Raw genomic sequence first — 14,527 nt, forward strand, 5'->3', positions numbered from 1 at the left:
GTCGAGGAGTGAGATCGTTCGCGGCGTCGATGGTGCTCCTCGGCGCCACGCTCGTCGACGGCGCCCTGGCCGGCGTCCTCGCCGCGGCCGGAGCCGCCGCCGCGGTCGCCTGGGTCCTCGCCTCCTTCGCGGTCGCGGTCGCCGCGTGGCGGCTCGTGCGGATGATCGCCGACCTGCGCGACCGGCGCTGGGGCGTCGACGTGCTCGCGGTGCTGGCCGTCGGCAGCACCGTCGTCGTCGGCGAGTTCTGGGCGGCCTGGGTGATCACGGTGATGATGACCGGCGGGGACGCGCTCGAGGCGTACGCGTCGCACCGGGCGCACGGCGAGATCCAGGCGATGCTGGAGCGCGCGCCGCGGACGGCGCTGCGCCTGCCGCCGGCAGACGCGCCCGACGCGCCGCCCGTCGAGATCGAGGTCGCCGCGATCGCGATCGGCGCCGTGCTGCTCATCCGGCCGGGCGACGTCGTGCCCGTCGACGCGGACGTGGTCGACGCGCGCGGCGCGTTCGACCTGTCGGCGATCACCGGCGAGAGCCTGCCCGAGACCCGCCGGGCGGGCGAGAGGGTGCCGAGCGGCGCCGTCGCCACGACGGCCCCGGTGCGGGTGCGCTGCGCCGTGGTGGCGGAGGCGAGCGAATACCAGCGGATCGTGCGCGCCGTCGAGGCGGCTGCCGGTTCCCGCTCCGGATTCGTGCGGCTGGCGGACCGGATCGCGGTCCCGTTCACCGGCGTCTCCCTCGCGATCGCCGGAATCGCCTGGGCCGTCTCCGGCTCCTTCCTGCGCTTCGCCGAGGTCCTCGTCGTGGCCACGCCGTGCTCGCTCCTCATCGCCGCGCCGGCCGCATTCGTCGCCGGCATGGGACGCACGGCCCGCGCCGGCGTCGTCATGAAGAACGCCGCCGCCCTCGAGCGCCTCGCCTCCGTGCGGGCGGCAGCGTTCGACAAGACCGGCACGCTCACCGGCGGTTCGCCCTCGGTCTCCCGCGTCGAGGTGGAGGCCGGCAGCGACGAGGCCGCGGTGCTGGGGGAGGCCGCCGCGGCGGAATCGGCGTCGTCGCACGCTTTGGCCGCTGCCGTCGTCGCGGCGGCCCGTGAGCACGCCGTGGCGATGCCCGCGCTCTCGGGGGTCGAGGAGCATCCCGGCGAGGGGATGTCGGCCCGGCTCGACGGCCAGGAGCTGCGGGTGGGCGCCGCCGCATTCACCGGGGCGGAGCCTCGCCCGGCCGCGGGAGAGGCGATCGTGCACGTGGCCGTCGGCGGACGCGAACGCGGGCGCATCGTGCTGCGCGACCCGATCCGGCCGGACGCGCGCGAGGTGATCGCGGCGCTGCGGGCCGACGGGGTGGAGCGCATCGCGATGGTCACCGGCGACGACGTCGGCACGGCGCGGACCGTCGCCGCGGAGGCCGGCATCGAGGAGGTCCACGCGGCCCTGAGCCCGCAGGACAAGGCGCGGATCGTCGCGGCGCTCTCTCCGCGACCGGCGATGATGGTCGGCGACGGCATCAACGACGTGCTCGTCCTGGCCTCGGCGGACATCGGCGTCGCCATGAACCGATCCGGTCTCGGCGCCGCCGGGGAGTCGGCCGACGCGGTGATCCTGACCGGGCGGCTGGACGCGCTGCTCGCGGCGCGGCGGATCGCCTTCCGCACCCGGCGCATCGCCCGGCAGAGCGTCTGGCTCGGGGCGGGCATCAGCGTCGCGTTGATGCTCGTGGCGACCACCGGCGTGCTCCCGCCGATCCTCGGGGCGGTGGCGCAGGAGGCCGTCGACGTCCTCACCATCCTCAACGCGCTCCGCGCTACCCGCGCCGGCCGGTCCTGACACTCAGTCGGGTCGGTCCCAGCCCGGTCGGCCGAGGGCGATCAGGCGGCCCCAGTCGCGCGCCTCCATGAGCACGCCGGCGAGCTGCGCCGCCGACGGGTCGACCCGGAATCCGCGCCCCGCGCTCAGCAGCGCCCCGCCCGCCCGCCGCGCCCGGCGCCGGAGCGCGCGCAGCGCGGTATCGGGCAGCAGACGCCGCCGCGGGCGGGTCGTGAAGACGAGGACCCCGTGGTCGTCGAGGTGGTGCGCGTCGATCCAGCGCCGAAGCCCGCCCTCGACGTCCGGCAGGGTCCCGCGACGGGTCGGAGCGCCGAGCACCACGAGTCCGGCGTCGCGGATCGTGGCGTCGTCCGCCTCGCGACTCGATACGCAGCGGACCGTGTAGCGCACCCGCAGACCCTCGGCGATCGCCTCCGCGACCTCACGGACGACGGGTGCCGTCGCGTCGTAGACGACGGTCGCGATCATTCCCGCAGCCGGCTCGAGCCGCCCCCGCGGGCGACCAGGAGCGGGATCGCCGTCCGATCGATGAGCTCGCCGAGCACCGAGGCGGGCGAGCTGATCCGCTCACCGCCCACGACGAGGAGCTCGCGCCCGCGGGACTCGTCGAGGAGCGCGTGCGCAGCGGCGGTCGAGCGCACCCGCGAACTCAGCTCCACGGTCGGGTGGTGGCGCTCGACGGTCGCGCGCCCGATGCGGAGGGCGGGGTCGGTGCGGCCCTCGCGCGTGGAGAACGGCTCGAAGCGCGCGGCGACGGCGTGGACCAGCAGGAGCGGCGCTCCCGCGTGCTCGGCCTCGGCTCCCGCGGCGGCGGCGGTCATCCCCGCGTCGCTGAGGCGGTCGACGCCGCAGACGATCCCCGATCCCGGCGCCGCGTCCTCCGGCACGATCGCGACGGAGCACCCGAAGAGCGTGACGAGCCCCCGGGCGCGCCGGCGGCTCTCGGCGTCCGAGACGCCCACGACGACGACGTCCGCGGGATGCGGCATCGGCAGCGTGGGCATCGATTCGGGATCGCCGTCGTCCCCGACGCGGAACGCGTCGAGGGGGATGTCGCGGATGGCCATGCGCTCCTCGGCCCAGGCGCGGGCCCGGTGCGCGGCGGACCCGCCGTCGTCGGCCACCCAGACGTGGGCGAAGGGCTCGAACTCCCCGGCATCGTGTTCGACGTCGGCAGAGCGGAAGGTCTCGGTCATCTCGGTCCTTCTCTCAGGCGTCGGCGGCCAGGGCGTCGGCCTCGATCGCCGCGCCGTACGCGGGGGAGGGGGCGACGACGCAGATCGGCGCGGCGGTGCGCGCGAGCAGCGCCCGCGCGGTGGAGCCGAGGACGAGGCCGGTCAGGGGGCCCCAACGATGGCTGCCGATCACGACCATCCCCGCGTCGCGGGCGTGTTCGGCGAGGGCGTCCGCCGCCGGCCGCTCCTCGAGGACCCCGTGCGCATCCAGATGGCGCACCTCGTCGCGGAGGCGCTCGACGGCCTCCGTGAGCTCCTTCCGGTGCGCGTCGCGGAAGTCCGGTTCGTCGGTGATGAGGGAGAGGAGGTTGGCGCGCGACTGCACCGGCACCGCCCAGGTGTGGACGACCGTCAGTCGGGCGTGCGCCGCGACCGCCTCGTGCGCGGCGAACTCCAGCGCCTCGTCGCTCGTGTCGCCCTCGTCGAGGCCGACGACGACGTCACGGGTGGGTCCCGGCGTCCAGTCAGCGGGCACGATCACGGTGACGGCGCGAGAGCGCGACGCGATGCGCAGCGGCACGGACCCGTGCAGGGTCGACTGGACCGGGTGATCGCGGCGCGCGCCCACGACGACCAGATCGGCGTGCTCGGCGGCATCGACCAGTGCATCCGGCACGGTCTTCATCTCGAGCGAGGTCCGGACCTCCGCGTGCGGCAGCGCCTCCTGGACGCGCCGGCGGGTGCGCTCGAGCTCCGCACGGTTCTCGGACGGGTCCGACGCCAGCATGTCGAAGGCGCGGACCAGCTCGATCTCGGCGGGCCGTCGCCGCACGCGCTCGATCACCCAGTCGACGGCCGGCCGGGATGCGGCGCCCCCGATCCCCACTGCGATGCGCTCCATGACCGGTCCTTCCCACCCCCACGCTCGCCGGCCGATCCCCGCACGACGAGGGCCGAAGGTCCCCTTCGTGCGGAGGACCTTCGGCCCTCGACGGGGTCGGCGCCCCGGCCGATGCTCGGCGCATGAGCACATCCCCGGCCGCGCGGACGGATCTCGAGATCCTGCAGGCCGTGCGTGACGAGCTCGACTGGGCGCCCGACGTCCGGGCGGACGCGGTCGACGTCGCGGTCGACGCCGGCGCCGTCATGCTCTCGGGCGAGGTCCTCACCCTCGACGAACGCCGGGCCGCCGCGCGCGCCGGCCTGCGGGTCCGGGGCGTCGTCACCCTCGCCGACGACCTCGTGGTCGCGGGCCCCCCGGACGAGCAGGTCGACGACCGCGCCATCGCCCGCGCCGTCGAGCAGGCGTTCGCGTGGTCGAGCGCGGTGCCGGCCTCCGTCGATGCGGCGGTCGACGACCGCCGGGTCACCATCACGGGCCAGGTGGAGTGGGACTACCAGCGCCGCGCCGCGCGGGCTCTCGCGCGCGCCGTGGTCGGTGTCCGCGAGGTCGTCGATCGCACGGAGCTGACGCCTCGGCTGTCTGCGCCGGACACCGCCGAGCGGATCCACGCCGCCCTCGTGCGCCGGGCCGCCCTCGACGCGCAGGACATCGAGGTCGCGGTCGACGGCACCACCGTCACACTGACCGGACGCGTCCACTCCGCCCTCGAACGCCGCGAGGCCGTCCACGCCGCCTGGGGGTCGCCCCACGTCGAGCGCGTCGTCGACCTCCTGACCATCGCACCGTGACGCCGTCATGAACGCGACGGAGGGGCGCACCGACGAGCAGATCCAGGAGGACGTGCTCGCCGAGCTGCGGTGGACGCCGGACGTGGATGCGGCGGGGATCGGCGTCGCCGTCGAGGACGGCACCGTCACGCTGACCGGGCAGGTCGACAGCTACATCGAACGCGTCGCGGCGGCGCAGGCGGCGCTCCGGGTCCGCGGCGTGACGGCCCTCGCGGACGAGCTGCGGGTCCGTCCGGTCACGGGGGAGGGGCTGTCCGACTCCGCGATCGCGCACGCGATCGAGCACGGCCTGGCCTGGGCGACCGACGTGCCGGACGGCGTGCAGGTCGTGGTGCGCGACGGGGTCGCGACCCTTCACGGCGAGGTCATGTGGCAGCACCAGCGGCAGGCCGCCGAGCACCTCGCCGCGCGCACCCGCGGTGTGCGCGCGGTGAAGAATCGCATCGTCCTGTCGCTGCGGGCCTCAGCGGCGGAGACGGAGGAGGTCATCCGGCACGCGCTCCGCCGGCACGCGCACGTCGACGAGCCCTCGGTCCACGTCGCGGCGGTCGGGACGCGGGTCACCCTCACGGGCACGGTCCGCACGCCCGCCGAGAGCCGCCATGCCGAGCACGCCGCGTGGGGCTCGCCCAACGTCACGGCGGTCGAGAACCGTCTGACGGTCACCGGCGAGCAGTGAGGCGGACGCCCGCGGGATGAGTGCCGCCGGCGGCCTCCGTCCCGAGGGCGGGCGCGTAGCCGCAGTCGGCGGTGCGCCCCGGCCGGTGGACCCTCCGACCGGTCCGCGGTGCGTCCAGTGTGCTCCGCCGTCCCACGAGGGAGAAGGGACCAACGGCCCTCGGCGCCGATCCGTCGTGTCGGCAGGCTGCGAGCATGACGATCGACCCCCGGACGCAACCCGCCGACGTGATCTCCGAAGAGGAGTGCTGGCGGCGGCTCGCGGGGGAGCGCATCGGGCGCTTCGCGGTCGAGTCGGGCGGCGGTCCGCGGATCTTCCCGGTCAACCACCTGGTCCTCGACGGGGCGGTCGTGTTCCGGAGCGGGCCGGGCCTCAAGATGCTCGCCGGCTCGGCGCATCCGCGTGCCGCGTTCGAGGTCGACGGGCGCGATCAGGACGAGTTCTGGAGCGTCGTCGTGGACGGCGACGTCACGATCCTGGGCGCCGACGACCCGTCGCTGCTCGGACGGCTCGACGACCTCGTGGCGCTGCATCCCTCGCCGAAGCACATGGTGATCCGGCTCCGGCCGCGGTCGATCAGCGGCCGGCGCTTCCTGCCGCCGCAGCCGGGCAGCCTCTGGAACGCCTAGCGACAGGTCAGGCGCGGACCGGTCGACGCAGGCTCCGGCCGAGGAGCAGCCCCCACTCGCGCGCCCGGTCGAGCTCTCCCGCGACCAGCTGTCCCTTCTCGTCCACCACGGCCTCGAAGCCGCGCCCGTCGACCCAGGCGCCGGCGCGACGCGCCAGCCGCGCCATGGCCGGGAGCGCCGACCCGCTCAGCAGCCGCGGCAGGTCGGTGCGGGTGGTGAAGGTCGTCAGGCGCAGGCCGGTGAGGGCCGTCGCGCCGAGCCACTCGCGCATGCCCGGGGTCAGCGCGCGCCCCTCGAGCGTGCGGCCGTACATCCGGTTCTCGAGCCACTTCGCCCCCTCCGCCCGCGAGGCCGGGGTCGGCAGGCTGCGGGCGTGCGTGGGCGCGCCGATGACGAGGAGGGAGAACCCGCGGAGCTCGTACGGCGAGAGGCGCCGCACGTCGCGGCAGTCGGTCGGCACCGACTGCGACATCCCGGCGGCGATCACCTCCGCCACCTGCCGGGTCGATCCGAACAGCGACTCGTACGCGACCAGGGCGCGCGGCGTGGTCTCATCCATGGCCCGAGCGTCGTCGCCGAGCCCCTCGGCGCTCAGGGGCGAAGGTCCCTCCGCCCACGGACCGCCGCGCCGGGACCTTCGCCCCTGGACCGTCGACCGCGCCGTGGCGAGCGTGAGGGCCCATGAGCACACACCGCACGCGTCCGGCCGCCCACCAGCTGCGCCTCCCCGCCGCCACCGCGCTCGTCGTCGGGTCGGTCATCGGGATCGGCGTGTTCGGGATCCCCGCCGGCCTCGCGGGCTTCGGTCCGATCAGCCTCGTCGCCTTCGTCCTCGTCACGGTCGGCGCGCTGGCGCTCGCCCTCGTGTTCGGCGCGCTGTCCCGGCGTGCCGGGGATGCATCCGGCGGCCCCTACGTCTACGCGCGCGAGGCGTTCGGCGAGTTCGCCGGCTTCCTCAACGCCTGGACGTACTGGGTGACGGCCTGGGCCGGCAACGCCGCGATCGTCGTGGCGCTCGTCGGCTACGTCGAGGTGTTCGTCAACACCGACCACAACCGGTGGTGGTCGCTCGTGATCGCCCTCGTCGGCCTCTGGATCCCCGTGCTGGTCAACGCTCTCGGGCTCCGCTCCATGGGGGCAGCTCAGACCGTCTTCACCGTGCTGAAGATCATCCCGCTCGCCTTCATCGCGCTCGTGGGGGTCTTCTTCATCCGGCCGGAGAACTTCGGCGCCTTCAACTCGTCGGGCTCCGACGGGTGGACCGCCCTCGCCGGCGCCGGCGCGCTCGCCCTCTTCGCCTACCTCGGTATCGAGACGGCGTCGGTCGCCGCCAAACGCGTCCGCGACCCCGAACGCAACGTCCCCCGCGCCACCGTCATCGGGACCCTCATCAGCGCGATCGTCTACATCCTCGGCACGCTCGCCGTCTTCGGGCTCGTCTCCAACGCCGCGCTGCGGACGTCGACCGCCCCGTTCAGCGATGCCGCCAACGCGATGCTCGGCGGCACCTGGGCCGGACAGGTGATCGCGGTGTTCGCGATCGTCTCCGGGCTCGGCTGCCTCATCGGCTGGACGCTCATCATCGGCGAGATGCCGTTCGCGGCCGCGCAGCACGACCTCTTCCCGCGCGTGTTCCTGACCGAGCGCCGCAACGTCCCGATCGTGGGCGTGGTGGTCTCCACCGTGCTGGCGAGCCTGCTGACCGTGCTCGCGTACACGAGCTTCGACCAGGTCTTCGTGCTCGTCGCGCTCCTGACGGTCTTCACGTCGGTCGTGCCGTACATGTTCTCGGCGGGGGCGCAGATCCTCGACCTCGTGCGGGGCCGCGGAGTGCGGGGCGCGCGCTTCGCCCGCGATCTCACGATCGCGATCATCGCCCTCGCGTTCACCTTCTGGGCGCTGCTCGGCAGCGGGCAGGAGGCCGTCTTCGCCGGCACCGCGTGCGTGCTGCTCGCGATCCCGCTGTACGCGATGACCCGCGCGGCGCGGCGCCGGGCCAACGATCTGCTCCCCGAGCCGACCGCCGAGGCCGCATCGTCCCCGGATGCGCGCCTCGGCGGTCCCCTTCCGGCGCCCGACGCCGAGACCGAGCAGCGCGCGGCGACCCTGGAGTCGGTCCGATGACCATCGCCGAGACGCCCCTCCTCGAGGCGACGACCGGTCTGCGGGTCGACTCCGAGGTGGGCGTGCTCCGCGAGGTGATCGTCCACCGCCCCGGGGTCGAGATCACCCGGCTCACCCCCGACAACGTCGAGGAGATGCTCTTCGACGACGTGCTGTGGCTCGCCCGCGCCCGATCCGAGCATGACGCGTTCGTCGAGCAGCTGCGCTCCCGCGGCATCTCCGTCCACCTGTACGGGGACCTCCTGCGCACGGCGCTCGGGCACGACGACGCGCGGGAGGAGGCGATCGCGGCGGTGCTCACCGACGAGCGGTTCGGACCACGGCTCGGACGGGTCCTGCGCGACCAGGCCGAGGACGCCCCCGTCGGCTGGTTCTACGACGTCCTCGTCGGCGGACTCGTCCCGTTGGACATCGACGCCCGCATCGGCCGATCGCTCGCGATGGAGGCGGCCGCCCCGGGTGGATTCCTGCTGCCCCCGGTGCCGAACATCGGATTCCCGCGCGACAGCTCGGCGTGGATCTACGGCGGGGTGCAGGTGAACACGATGGCCAAGCCGGCCCGGCATCGCGAGTCGCTGCTCGTCGACCTGATCTACCGGTATCACCCGCGCTTCGTCGACGCTCTGCGCTACGACGACCCCGCACGGACCGGCGCCGCCGCCGCGACCGAGGGCGGCGACATCCTCGTGATCGGCAACCGCTCCGTCCTGATCGGCATGGGCGAGCGGTCGACGCCGGCCGGCATCGAGCGCCTCGCGAGCCGACTGTTCGCGACCGGGCAGGCCGATCGGGTCATCGTGGTCGCGATCCCGAGGTCGCACGCGACGATGCACCTCGACACCCTCATGACGATGGTCGACCGCGGCGTCATCGCCATGGGAGCGGGCCTCGACCCGGCCGCACAGGAGGGCTGGCTCCTGGAGCCCGGCTCGGGCCGGGACGTCGAGGTCTCGGAGCGCCGCCCCCTCCTGCGCATGATCGAGGAGGCCCTCGACACCGCGATGACGGTGCTGCGGACCGAGGAGGACGAGTGGTCGGCTGCGCGCGAGCAGTGGGACGACGCGAACAACTTCCTGGCCCTCTCGCCGGGCGTGGTGGTCGGCTACGAGCGCAACGTGGCGACGAATACCTCCCTCCGCCGTCACGGCATCGAGGTCGTCACGATCGCCGGCAGCGAGCTCGGTCGGGCGCGCGGCGGATCCCGCTGCATGACCTGCCCCATCCGGCGCGACTTGGTGACCGAGCCATGACCGTGGTGGCCGCGGCGCGGGGCCTCCTCGACGACGTGGGCATGGCTCCCGACGCGCGGCACCTCCTCGACCTCGCCGCGCGCCTGAAGCGCGAGCACCGCGACGGTGACGAGGTGCTCCGGCTCCGCGGCCGTGCCATCGCGCTGCTGTTCGAGAAGCCGTCGACCCGCACCCGCACCGCATTCGAGCTGGCCGGCGTCCAGCAGGGCGCCCATGTCACCGCGATCGACGCGCGCCAGACGCACCTCGGCGAGACCGAGAGCGTCGAGGACACGGCCACCGTGCTCGGCCGCATCTACGACGGCATCGCGTACCGCGGTTTCGCGCAGTCCCGCCTCGTCGAGCTCGCCGCCGCGTCGAGCGCGCCGGTGTGGAACGCGCTCTCGGACGACTGGCATCCGACCCAGGCCCTCGCCGACTTCCTCACCCTCGAGGAGTGCGTCGGCCGACCCGCCTCCGAGATCACGGTCGCGTTCGTCGGCGACGGGCGCGACAACGTCGTCCACAGCCTCCTCGTCACGGGAGCCGCCCTCGGCGCCCGCGTGCGCGTCGGATGCCCGGCCCAGCTGGCGCCACGGGAGGACGTCGTCGAGACAGCGCGCCGGCTCGCCGTCGGCAGCGGCGGCACCGTCGCCATCACCACCGACCCGCGGATGGCGGTGGCGGGGGCCGACGCCGTCATGACGGACGTCTGGGTGAGCATGGGGGAGTCGGACGAGCTCTGGGAGGAGCGCGCCCAGGCCCTGCGCAGCTACCGCGTCGACGCGGACCTGATGGCGGCGACCGGCTCGCCCCGCGCGCGGTTCCTGCACCCGCTCCCCGCCGTCCACGACGCCTCGACGACCGTCGGTCAGCGACTGCACCGGCTGACCGGCCTGGTCGGCGCGGAGGTCGCCGACGACGTGTTCCGCTCACCGCGCTCGGTCGTGTTCCAGCAGGCGGAGAACCGCCTGCACACCATCAAGGCCCTCCTGGTGGCGCAGCTCGCCTAACCCGCCGCGGCACCCGCCGCCGCGGGGACGCCGCCGTCGACCCGGCTCCGCACGGCCGGCGGCACGATGCACATCGGCGTGGCGCTGAGCGGCACCAGGTCGCGGGCGCACGTGCCGAGCGTGATGCCGATCGCGTGACGGTGGCTCCCGAGCACGAGCATCTCCGCGTCGTCCGCGCGACCCGCCAGCAGGGAGACCGGCGGCCGCTGCCCGAGCAGTCCGCGCAGACGCACCCGCGGGTACGCGGCGCGGATGCGATCGAGGGCCTCCTGCAGGATCCGGCGGTGCGCGAGGCGCTCGGGCGACGGCTCCTCCTCGCGGACCGACGGCACGGACGCCGTCCAGGCGTGCACGACCTCGAGCTCGGCGAGCGTGCCGGCCGCCTCCCGTGCGGCGAAGAGCGCGGCACGGTCGCTGGACCCGTCGGCGGCGAGGCCGAGCACCACTCGGCGGCGGAGGGAGGGCGCCCAGTCCTCCGGCACGAGGACGGTCGCGCAGTGCGACTGCGCCGCGACCCGCAGCGGAAGGGACCCCGCCATCGCGGACAAGAAGGGGTGGCCGCGATGGGTGCCCACGACGAGCAGGTCGGCGTCGCGGGATGCCTCGAGAAGGGCGGAGGGCACGGACGAGGTCACGATCGAGGTCTCGACGACGGTCTCGGGTGAGCGGCGCAGCCAAGCGGTCCGGAGCTCGTCCAGCCGTCGCTGCTCCACCACGGGATCCGACACGACCAGGTCGAACGCCCGGACGAGGACCACGTGGCACCGGTGGTGCTCGGACCGTCGGATCGCCCACTCGACGGCTCCGTGCTGCGCGGCGAGGTCGGCGACGCCGATGACGATCTTCTCCATGGATGCTCCTGGTGCTCGGGTGCCGTCAGGCTGCCGCGGCGCGGGACTCGCGCCCAGGGTCGGAGGTCCCGCGGGACCTTCGTCCCACGGTCCCGGCCCGTCGGCCGCTGGGATGGGCACGGAAGGAGTCGACATGGACCTGACCCAGCACCGCTTCTCCGGCTGGACCGTCGTCGTGACCGGGGCGGGGTCCGGCATCGGGCACGCGACCGCCCGCCGCCTGCTGATGGAGGGCGCGCGCGTCGTCGCGGTCGACCTCCTCCCGGAGCGGCTCGCCGCTCTCGCCGACGAGGTCGGCGACGCCCTCGCGAGCGGCGATCTCGTGACCGTCGCCGGCGACGTGAGCGTCGAGGCGACCGTCGCTCAGGCCGTCGAGGCCGCCGGCGACCGGATCGACGGCCTCGCGAACATCGCGGGCATCATGGACGGATTCCTCCCCGCGGCCGAGCTCGACGACGCCACCTGGGAGCGCGTGCTGGCCGTCAACCTCACCGCGATGATGCGGTTCACGCGCGCGGCGCTGGGGCCGATGCTGCGGGCCGGGAAGGGCGCGATCGTCAACGTCTCGTCCGAGGCGGGGATGCGCGCCTCCGCCGCCGGCACGGCGTACACGACGTCGAAGCACGCGGTGAACGGCTTCACTCGGAGCACGGCGTTCTTCTACACGCCGAAGGGCATCCGCTGCAACGCCGTCGCCCCCGGCGCGGTCGCCACCAACATCGAGGCTCCGTTCCGATCGGAGTGGGCACAGCAGCGGCTCGGCCCGTTCATGCAGGCGACGATCCCCGGCGTGGCCCAGCCCGACCAGCTGGCGGCGGCGATCACCTGGCTGCTGAGCGACGACGCGAGCGACGTCTCGGGCGCCATCCTGCCCGTCGACGGCGGATGGGCGGCCGTGTGACCGCGGCGGTGACCCGCTGATCGTCGACGAGGCCGGAGCTACACTCTCGGCCGTGGCCTCCGTCGAGGAGATCGGCTTCCCGGACACGCCCCGCTCTGAGCTGGAGCGGACCATCGAGGAGCTCGTGGAGCGTGCGCAGCAGGTGCTGCGCACGCAGGGCAGGCTGCGCAGCCTCCTGCATGCCAATCGCGTCGTGGTCGAGCGTCTGGAGATCGAGGAGGTGCTGCGGCGCATCGTCGAGGCGGCCGTGGATCTCGTCGACGCGCGCTACGGGGCGCTCGGCGTGATCGGCGTGGACGGCGGGCTCGAGCGCTTCATCCACGTGGGCATGTCGGAGGACGACGCCCGGCTCATCGGCCATCTCCCGGAGGGTCGCGGCGTGCTCGGCGCCGTGATCCGCGAGGCGGCCCCCATCCGCCTCGAGCACCTGCGTGACGACCCGCGGTCGAGCAGGTTCCCCCCGCACCACCCCGCGATGGACGCGTTCATGGGCGTCCCGGTCCACGTGGGCGACCGCGTGTTCGGCAACCTCTACCTCACGGAGCCGCACGCCGGGCGGTTCACCAACGAGGACCAGGAGCTGGTGGGCGTCCTGGCCGCGACGGCCGGGGTCGCGATCGAGAACGCGCGCCTGTACGAGGAGGTGCGCGAGAGGGAGCGCTGGACGGCGGCTCTCGCCGACGTCACGTCGGCCTTCCTCTCCGCGGAATCCGATCCTCTCTCCGTGGTGGTGGAGCGCATCGCCGAGCTGGTCGACGCCGACCTGTCCTGCGTGATCGTGCCGCAGGCGGACGGGGCCCTTCGGGTCGCGGCCGCCCGGGGGAGCGGCGCCGACGAGGTGCGCGGCCGGGTCTACGGCGCCGAGAGCTCACTGGCCGGCGAGGTGATGCGAACGCACGAGTCGGTCGTCTCGGCGTCGCAGCCGGCCGACGTGCAGTTCCCGGGTCAGCCGGCGCTCGGGCCGACGCTGGTCGTGCCGCTCATCACGGACGACCAGCCGATCGGGGCGCTGTCGATCTCCCGCCCGATGGGAGCCGCGCACTTCTCGACGGGCGAGCGGCTCCGCGCGACGGAGTTCGCGTTCCAGGCGAGCATCGCGCTCCGCATCGCGCAGGGGCGGCTGGATCAGCAGGAGCTCGAGCGCATCGACGACCGCTCCCGGATCGCCCGCGACCTGCACGACCACGTCATCCAGCGCCTGTTCGCGGCGGGCCTGGCCGTCCAGGCCGAAGCGGCGCGGGCCGAGCCCGGCGCCCGCGACCGGCTCACCGAGCAGGTGGCCGCCATCGACACGGCGATCTCCGAGATCCGCACCGTGATCTTCGCCCTCTCCTCGGGCCGCACCGGCGTCTCGCTGCGCCACCGGATCCTCGACGTGGTGGGGGAGATCGCCCCGGCGATGCACGCTCCGCCGCACCTCTCGTTCTCCGGCGCGGTGGATCTCGTCGTGCCGCTGCACCTCGTCGACGATGTCGTCGCCGTGGTGAGGGAGTCGCTGACCAACGTGGTCCGGCACGCGCACGCCCGCTCGACGTCGGTCGACGTGCGCGTCGACGGGTCCGTTCTCACGGTGACCGTCACCGACGACGGCGTCGGCATCCCGCCGGACGTGCCGCGGAGCGGCACTGCCAACCTCATCAGCCGGGCGCACGGGCTCGGCGGCAGCTGCGACATCCGCCCCGGTGACGGCGGCGGCACGGTCGTGACCTGGAGCATCCCCGTGCACGAGGAGGCAGCCCCATGATCCGTGTGTTCCTGGTCGACGATCACGAGATCGTGCGTCGCGGCATCGCCGAGCTCGTCGACGCCGAGCCCGACCTCGAGGTGGTGGGGGAGTCGGACTCCGCAGCCCGGGCGCTCGGCCGCATCCAGGCGACCCGCCCCGACGTCGCGGTGCTCGACGTCCGGCTGCCGGACGGCTCGGGCATCGACCTCTGCCGCGAGATCCGCTCGGACCTGCCCGAGACCCGCTGCCTCATGCTCACCGCGTACGACGACGACGAGGCCAGCCGCGCCGCCGTCCTCGCCGGGGCCAGCGGCTACGTGCTCAAGGACGTGCGCGGGCAGTCGCTGCTGGAGGGCATCCGCAAGGTCGCCCGCGGCGGCTCGCTCCTCCGCCCGGGCATTCCGGCACGCGTCGTCGAGGCGATCAGGGCCGAGGACGGAGGATCGCGGATCGACCTGTCGCTCCGCGAGCGGCAGGTGCTCGACCTCATCGCCGACGGGATGACGAACCGGCAGATCGGCGAGCGCCTCGACCTCGCCGAGAAGACGGTCAAGAACTACGTCTCCGGCCTGCTGGCGAAGCTCGGCATGGAGCGCCGCACCCAGGCGGCGGTCTACGGGGCGGCGCGCAAGCGGTAGGACCTTCGGCCCTGCGGCGTGCCCGGTCGCCCGGTCACGATGCT

Annotated in this window: 15 protein-coding genes; 10 read left to right on the top strand and 5 right to left on the bottom strand. The window is 74.3% G+C overall.

Annotated elements, in window-relative coordinates; all coding sequences use genetic code 11:
* Nucleotides 1-8 precede the first annotated feature (8 nt).
* Complete coding sequence (locus ACTHM3_RS08695) at nucleotides 9-1,826, top strand: heavy metal translocating P-type ATPase (RefSeq protein WP_440405702.1); 1,818 nt, start codon at nucleotides 9-11, stop codon at nucleotides 1,824-1,826.
* 3 nt (nucleotides 1,827-1,829) lie between these two features.
* Here ACTHM3_RS08695 and ACTHM3_RS08700 read toward each other — a convergent pair whose 3' ends face one another.
* The 3 genes from ACTHM3_RS08700 to ACTHM3_RS08710 are packed head-to-tail and all read right to left on the bottom strand — an operon-like array spanning nucleotide 1,830 to nucleotide 3,902.
* A complete protein-coding gene (locus ACTHM3_RS08700; RefSeq protein WP_440405703.1) occupies nucleotides 1,830-2,294 on the bottom strand; it encodes a hypothetical protein in 465 nt (154 codons plus the stop codon).
* Nucleotides 2,291-3,022, bottom strand: a complete 732-nt coding sequence (locus ACTHM3_RS08705) for a hypothetical protein (protein WP_440405704.1) — start codon at nucleotides 3,020-3,022, stop codon at nucleotides 2,291-2,293. Before ACTHM3_RS08705 ends, ACTHM3_RS08700 begins: the two co-directional genes overlap by 4 nt.
* A gap of 13 nt (nucleotides 3,023-3,035) precedes the next feature.
* Nucleotides 3,036-3,902, bottom strand: a complete 867-nt coding sequence (locus tag ACTHM3_RS08710) for a universal stress protein (RefSeq protein WP_440405705.1) — start codon at nucleotides 3,900-3,902, stop codon at nucleotides 3,036-3,038.
* Nucleotides 3,903-4,024: 122 nt separating this feature from the next.
* Between ACTHM3_RS08710 and ACTHM3_RS08715 the strand changes: the two genes are divergently transcribed.
* The 3 genes from ACTHM3_RS08715 (at nucleotide 4,025) to ACTHM3_RS08725 (ending at nucleotide 6,001) form a co-directional block, all read left to right on the top strand.
* Nucleotides 4,025-4,693 (top strand): BON domain-containing protein, encoded by a 669-nt coding sequence (locus tag ACTHM3_RS08715; RefSeq protein ID WP_440405706.1) that lies wholly within the window; start codon nucleotides 4,025-4,027, stop codon nucleotides 4,691-4,693.
* A gap of 7 nt (nucleotides 4,694-4,700) precedes the next feature.
* On the top strand, nucleotides 4,701-5,372 hold the full coding sequence (locus tag ACTHM3_RS08720; RefSeq protein WP_440405707.1) for a BON domain-containing protein: 672 nt from the start codon (nucleotides 4,701-4,703) through the stop codon (nucleotides 5,370-5,372).
* 194 nt (nucleotides 5,373-5,566) lie between these two features.
* The gene (locus ACTHM3_RS08725) at nucleotides 5,567-6,001 is read left to right on the top strand and encodes a pyridoxamine 5'-phosphate oxidase family protein (RefSeq protein WP_440405708.1); all 435 of its coding nucleotides are present in this window, start codon (nucleotides 5,567-5,569) and stop codon (nucleotides 5,999-6,001) included.
* A gap of 7 nt (nucleotides 6,002-6,008) precedes the next feature.
* On the opposite strand, the gene ACTHM3_RS08730 is transcribed toward ACTHM3_RS08725, so the two are convergent.
* Entirely contained in the window at nucleotides 6,009-6,560 is a 552-nt protein-coding gene (locus ACTHM3_RS08730) for a flavodoxin family protein (protein ID WP_440405709.1), read from the bottom strand.
* A 122-nt stretch (nucleotides 6,561-6,682) separates the two neighbouring features.
* Here ACTHM3_RS08730 and ACTHM3_RS08735 point away from each other — a divergent pair, with 122 nt between their 5' ends.
* From ACTHM3_RS08735 to argF, 3 genes are read left to right on the top strand one after another with little or no spacing between them, the layout of a single operon-like run.
* On the top strand, nucleotides 6,683-8,125 hold the full coding sequence (locus ACTHM3_RS08735; protein ID WP_440405710.1) for an amino acid permease: 1,443 nt from the start codon (nucleotides 6,683-6,685) through the stop codon (nucleotides 8,123-8,125).
* A complete protein-coding gene (locus tag ACTHM3_RS08740) occupies nucleotides 8,122-9,375 on the top strand; it encodes an arginine deiminase (RefSeq protein WP_440405711.1) in 1,254 nt (417 codons plus the stop codon). The genes ACTHM3_RS08735 and ACTHM3_RS08740 overlap by 4 nt, the downstream gene beginning before the upstream one ends.
* Nucleotides 9,372-10,367 carry an ornithine carbamoyltransferase gene (gene argF, locus ACTHM3_RS08745; RefSeq protein WP_440405712.1) on the top strand — a complete coding sequence of 332 codons (996 nt, stop codon included), beginning with the start codon at nucleotides 9,372-9,374 and terminating at the stop codon, nucleotides 10,365-10,367. The genes ACTHM3_RS08740 and argF overlap by 4 nt, the downstream gene beginning before the upstream one ends.
* Here the strand turns inward: argF and ACTHM3_RS08750 are convergent.
* Nucleotides 10,364-11,218, bottom strand: a complete 855-nt coding sequence (locus tag ACTHM3_RS08750; RefSeq protein WP_440405713.1) for a universal stress protein — start codon at nucleotides 11,216-11,218, stop codon at nucleotides 10,364-10,366. The genes argF and ACTHM3_RS08750 overlap by 4 nt on opposite strands.
* A 133-nt stretch (nucleotides 11,219-11,351) precedes the next feature.
* Between ACTHM3_RS08750 and ACTHM3_RS08755 the strand changes: the two genes are divergently transcribed.
* From ACTHM3_RS08755 to ACTHM3_RS08765, 3 genes are read left to right on the top strand one after another with little or no spacing between them, the layout of a single operon-like run.
* Entirely contained in the window at nucleotides 11,352-12,119 is a 768-nt protein-coding gene (locus tag ACTHM3_RS08755; protein WP_440405714.1) for an SDR family NAD(P)-dependent oxidoreductase, read from the top strand.
* Between the two features lie 52 nt (nucleotides 12,120-12,171).
* On the top strand, nucleotides 12,172-13,863 hold the full coding sequence (locus ACTHM3_RS08760; RefSeq protein WP_440405715.1) for a GAF domain-containing protein: 1,692 nt from the start codon (nucleotides 12,172-12,174) through the stop codon (nucleotides 13,861-13,863).
* Nucleotides 13,860-14,483, top strand: a complete 624-nt coding sequence (locus ACTHM3_RS08765; protein ID WP_440405716.1) for a response regulator — start codon at nucleotides 13,860-13,862, stop codon at nucleotides 14,481-14,483. The genes ACTHM3_RS08760 and ACTHM3_RS08765 overlap by 4 nt, the downstream gene beginning before the upstream one ends.
* The last annotated feature ends 44 nt before the right edge of the window (nucleotides 14,484-14,527 follow it).

Origin of the sequence: Pseudolysinimonas sp. (assembly GCF_051954455.1) — a bacterium.
Taxonomy (GTDB): domain Bacteria; phylum Actinomycetota; class Actinomycetes; order Actinomycetales; family Microbacteriaceae; genus Pseudolysinimonas.

Excerpts from the sequence above, each read along its gene's own strand:
- ACTHM3_RS08700 (WP_440405703.1), bottom strand. The coding sequence starts at position 2,294 with ATGATCGCGACCGTCGTCTACGACGCGACGGCACCCGTCGTCCGTGAG.
- ACTHM3_RS08705 (WP_440405704.1), bottom strand. The coding sequence starts at position 3,022 with ATGACCGAGACCTTCCGCTCTGCCGACGTCGAACACGATGCCGGGGAG.
- ACTHM3_RS08710 (WP_440405705.1), bottom strand. The coding sequence starts at position 3,902 with ATGGAGCGCATCGCAGTGGGGATCGGGGGCGCCGCATCCCGGCCGGCC.
- ACTHM3_RS08715 (WP_440405706.1), top strand. The coding sequence starts at position 4,025 with ATGAGCACATCCCCGGCCGCGCGGACGGATCTCGAGATCCTGCAGGCC.
- ACTHM3_RS08720 (WP_440405707.1), top strand. The coding sequence starts at position 4,701 with ATGAACGCGACGGAGGGGCGCACCGACGAGCAGATCCAGGAGGACGTG.
- ACTHM3_RS08725 (WP_440405708.1), top strand. The coding sequence starts at position 5,567 with ATGACGATCGACCCCCGGACGCAACCCGCCGACGTGATCTCCGAAGAG.
- ACTHM3_RS08730 (WP_440405709.1), bottom strand. The coding sequence starts at position 6,560 with ATGGATGAGACCACGCCGCGCGCCCTGGTCGCGTACGAGTCGCTGTTC.
- ACTHM3_RS08735 (WP_440405710.1), top strand. The coding sequence starts at position 6,683 with ATGAGCACACACCGCACGCGTCCGGCCGCCCACCAGCTGCGCCTCCCC.
- ACTHM3_RS08740 (WP_440405711.1), top strand. The coding sequence starts at position 8,122 with ATGACCATCGCCGAGACGCCCCTCCTCGAGGCGACGACCGGTCTGCGG.
- argF (WP_440405712.1), top strand. The coding sequence starts at position 9,372 with ATGACCGTGGTGGCCGCGGCGCGGGGCCTCCTCGACGACGTGGGCATG.
- ACTHM3_RS08750 (WP_440405713.1), bottom strand. The coding sequence starts at position 11,218 with ATGGAGAAGATCGTCATCGGCGTCGCCGACCTCGCCGCGCAGCACGGA.
- ACTHM3_RS08755 (WP_440405714.1), top strand. The coding sequence starts at position 11,352 with ATGGACCTGACCCAGCACCGCTTCTCCGGCTGGACCGTCGTCGTGACC.
- ACTHM3_RS08765 (WP_440405716.1), top strand. The coding sequence starts at position 13,860 with ATGATCCGTGTGTTCCTGGTCGACGATCACGAGATCGTGCGTCGCGGC.